The sequence below is a fragment of the Endozoicomonas sp. ONNA1 genome, assembly GCF_024606325.1.
In the GTDB taxonomy this organism is placed as follows: Bacteria; Pseudomonadota; Gammaproteobacteria; order Pseudomonadales; family Endozoicomonadaceae; genus Endozoicomonas_A.
In genome coordinates, this window is record NZ_JAHHPN010000665.1 from 1 (window position 1) to 2,645 (window position 2,645).

Consider the following 2,645-nt stretch of genomic DNA (forward strand, 5'->3'; position numbering starts at 1 on the left):
GCCAGAAACGTCGGCGGAGAAGGCTTAACGTATCAGGTCTCGTGGAATCGTGAAAAAACAGGAAGGCTGGGGCTGGAGCTGCACTACAGATCAGTCACAAACCGATGAAAGTCTGCCAGAAGACACCGAAGCCAAAGCCGCAGAGTCTGATTGAAAACCGACTGCTTTGCCGACCCGGATTGAGAACATAACTGTATTCGGGCTGGCAGCGCGGATCTGACTCATTGAAAAAATTTTGATGGCAGTTGAACTCCCTGGATCGATCAGGATCAAAAGAATAAAGAAGATCTGATACAGGAGTACTTTTTATGCCACCTAACCGCTTTGTCCATGGGCAAACACTTCCTATTCTGCTGGCCCTACTGCTCTCTATGCAGACGGCTCATTCATTTTCTTCGGAAAATTGTCAGACAGGTCCATGCAGTCGCCCTTCAAACTACCTGCTGCCTTTGACTGCCCTGACTGCGGCTGTGATTACCTATTATGCATGGCTTGAGAGACTGGGCATTCCAGTAGCCGGGGATGATGAATCCTGCAATATCCAGCCCTTTGAACTCTGGAAGCCGAAACTGGACAGTGAATTCTGTCAGTCTCTGATTTCCAGCAAAAACGGCACCGAAGCATTGAAGTTATTAAAAAAAACGGGAGTAATGCAGCCTGGGACAATGGCCTGCAACGACTGGCAAGCTCATCTGGCAGACTATTTCAACTGGCGTTGGCCAGGCAACAGCGCCAGCCAGTGGCAACAAATTCCTGTGCATCATGGGAAGTATCAGCAGGTGGTTGACACCATGGATGAAGCTGGCCTCATGGGCATTATAAGCACTCTGTATGGTTCTCCTTCGGTGCATTCGTTGAACACGATATGGATCGACGGCCAGCAGTATATTCTCAAAGGCTATGTTAACAGTGGCTTTATTATTGCCCCTATGTTGAAAGTGGCTGAATGCTATTTTGTGCCGGAAGAAGAGCCGTTGGCTCTGGGTTTCGATGAGTGGAGTGGATTGGTCGCGGGGCGTATGCACTCTTTGTTCAAAGCAGTGAAGGGGCGTTCTCTGGCAGACTGGGTCGCTGAGTCCCGTGAACCCTCAGGCGAGGTTGACATCAATGCCTTGTTCTCCGGGTTTGGGAAAGTTCTGGCGCAGTTTCACCTGCGTCACAGAGATTTGAAACTCAATGGACTCTACACCCTTTCCAGAGCGGTTCATCAAGACCTGAATTTCAAAAATATTTTTTATGATGAAGAGTCCGGTTTCTCGCTGATTGATACCATAGGGCTTTCTGACTCAGTTCTGGAATCAAAAGAAGTGTTCCTCGATCTGAAGCGGTTGTTCGGAGAAATGGACAAAAGCAGGATATCAAGGGACGCGTTTATCAGGGCCTATGTTGATCAGTGGCCAGAAGACGCTCGGGAGAATCTTTTGTTGGACATAAAATATATTCACACCCGGATCCGGTAATGATCGCCCCGGACCGGGGCTATCTCCGTCTGCTTCCGATCAGGGTCACAGACTAAACAAGACCGATTCAGGAACACTTCATGCCGTTAAGTCCCTTTAGCGGTGATGACTAGAGTCAATCAACACTCTATTTCGATTCAGACAGCACGTTTGCTTATTACTGGTTTTTGGTTTTTCCTGGAAGAAGGTCAGTTGGAGTAGTGGGTATGTGTAAACTTTTAGGCGAGCCCGACCTACTGTGGCTACACTCAGCTCTGACTGAAAAAAAATGGAAATTTGAGTGCAAATTAAAACAGTTTTCTTTTATATAATCGGGACACTCTTAATCTCTTTGGCAGCCAGTGGATTTGGTGATGACCATCCTCAAGGACATCTGCTCATCGTCACAAATGGGACACCTGACCAAGAGGCGTATCTGATACCAGGTTTTGTCTTCTTTGTGCCTGAAGACTCTCTGGCCTTGTTTGAAGACATACTGGTTGTGGCCAATGCTGCCTATATTGGCAGGGTGCCAATAGGCGAAGGTTCATTCAGCTGCCATCTACTGAAACGTGACGATATTGACACTCCCTCAACGGAACAAAGAAACTTCTTGTGTATCAGCCCTGAACTGCAAGTAGATAGAACTGACAGTGGCGAGGGCGATCTGGCTACAAATAATGTTTCTGAGGAAGCGGAGAAAAATGGCACGAGCTTTGTGTTGCCAGAATGGCCCGCATTAATACATGAACCTGACTTGCGATTATCGGGAAGAGGCTTTCCATTTGACCCACCGCCACCTCCCTCTATGCCGGGCATTCCTGCCAAGGGATTTTTTACTATGCCCGACTGGCAGTTTGACTACCTGTCAGCTCTGGCCCGGATCAGCCAGTGGCTGAAACAATGGCTTTATAATGGATATCCCACTACTTCCAGTGAATCTTCCAGTGAATCAAGACAATTCGTCAGCGCCACAGATTTATCTGCGGCTTTGGAAGGGATTACAAAGAAGAAGGCACACAATAAATCGTTATTCAGCCAAATGCCGCCAGATGCCTCAGAACTGCTTGCTCAACTTACAGGGAAAGGTTTGTCCGGCTATCCGCAAGTACATCAGTCAGAAACAGTTATGTTGTATCCCGCATTTATATTACCAAAGTCTGCTTCGAACAGCCTTGAAGAAGCGCAGGAGGTTGAATATGTTGG

The 2,645-nt window shown here is 47.7% G+C and carries 2 protein-coding genes; both read left to right on the plus strand.

Features of this window, described 5'->3' with window-relative positions; translation table 11 throughout:
- The first annotated feature begins 308 nt into the window (after positions 1–308).
- The gene (locus KDK19_RS15685) at positions 309–1,460 is read left to right on the plus strand and encodes a lipopolysaccharide kinase InaA family protein (RefSeq protein WP_257253219.1); all 1,152 of its coding nucleotides are present in this window, start codon (positions 309–311) and stop codon (positions 1,458–1,460) included.
- Positions 1,461–1,740: 280 nt separating this feature from the next.
- Positions 1,741–2,645: hypothetical protein (locus KDK19_RS15690; protein ID WP_257292317.1), on the plus strand; the 905-nt coding region annotated here is incomplete at its 3' end.

Excerpts from the sequence above, each read along its gene's own strand:
- KDK19_RS15685 (WP_257253219.1), top strand. The coding sequence starts at position 309 with ATGCCACCTAACCGCTTTGTCCATGGGCAAACACTTCCTATTCTGCTG.